Annotated in this window: 1 protein-coding gene; it reads left to right on the top strand. The window is 69.1% G+C overall.

Going from position 1 to position 1,264, the window contains the following annotated elements:
- Nucleotides 1-63 precede the first annotated feature (63 nt).
- Nucleotides 64-1,235, top strand: a protein-coding gene (locus tag AX721_RS04170; protein ID WP_156467001.1) for an IS3 family transposase whose coding sequence is annotated in 2 segments (ribosomal slippage) — nucleotides 64-337 and nucleotides 337-1,235 — 1,173 coding nt in all. Because the reading frame shifts where the segments join, the coding sequence is not laid out codon by codon here.
- Nucleotides 1,236-1,264 lie beyond the last annotated feature (29 nt).

The raw sequence follows: 1,264 nt of genomic DNA, 5'->3' as shown, positions 1-1,264 counted from the left end.
CTGATCCTCCCCCGGTTTGGTGGACACCCATGCTAGCTCTGAGGAGCTGGAGAGGAGTGTGAGATGAGTGGTACGCGCCGGGTGTTTCCGGAGACGTTCAAGCGCGAGGCGGTCGACCGGGTGGCTGTGAGCGGCCTGTCGGTGGGCGCGGTGGCCCGGGAGCTGGGTCTGCACGAGACGGTGCTTCGACGATGGATGATGCAGTTCGGGGCGCAGGCGACGGGGGCGGCGAGGCGCTCCACCACGCAAGCGCCGGCCCCGTCGCCGTCTGATCTGGCCTCGGAGAACGCCCGGCTGCGGCGCGAGAACGAGCGGCTGCGGATGGAGCGCGACATCCTAAAAAAAGCCGCGCTCATCTTCGGATCGGCCTCCCGATGAAGTTCGGGTTCGTCGATGAGCATCGCAGCGTCTGGCCGGTTCGGGTGATGTGCGCGGTCCTGGGTCTGTCGGCCAGCGGCTACTACGCCTGGCGCTCCAGGCCAGAGAGCCGGCGTGCGGCCGCCAACCGCGCATTGCTGGACGAGATCCGCCGGATCCACGCCGACAGCAGCGGGACCTATGGCTCGCCTCGGGTGCATGCCGTGTTGCGCGGCCACGGCCGCCGCGTCGGGCGCAGCCGCATCGAGCGGCTGATGCGCCGGGCCGGCATCCGGGGCCTGGCGGCTCTGCCCCGGCGCACGCGGACGACCGACAGTCGCCATGGCTATCCGATTGCGCCCAACCGGCTCGGCCGCAACTTCACCACCCAGACGCCGAACCAGGTCTGGCTCGCCGACCTCACCTACATCCCCACCGGCGAGGGCTGGCTGTACCTCGCTACCGTGCTCGACCTCTTCACCCGCAAGATCGTCGGCTGGTGCATGCGACCGACGCTGCACGTCGAGATCGCCCTCGACGCGCTGCAGATGGCCATCGAGCGCCAGCGGCCGGCGCCCGGCCTGATCCACCACTCCGACCGCGGTATCCAGTACGCCGCCGAGGCCTACCGCTCGGCCCTGGCCCGCGCCGGCATCACGCCTTCAATGAGCCGCAAGGGCGACTGCTGGGACAACGCCCCAATGGAAAGCTTCTTCCACACCCTCAAGACCGAGCGCGTCCACCACCGGGTCTACGCCACCCGCGACCAGGCCCGACGAGACCTGTTCCAGTACATCGAGGGCTTCTACAATCCCCGCCGCCTGCACTCAGCCCTGGGCTACATCAGCCCAGCCGAGGCCGAGCGCAGAGCGGCCTAACCCCGTCCACTTTTTCGGGGGAGGATCAG

This window comes from Phenylobacterium sp. CCH9-H3 (genome assembly GCF_001557235.1).
Lineage (GTDB): Bacteria > Pseudomonadota > Alphaproteobacteria > Caulobacterales > Caulobacteraceae > Phenylobacterium.
Note: the sequence above shows the minus strand (reverse complement) of the source record. Positions and strands in the feature narration are given on the sequence as shown.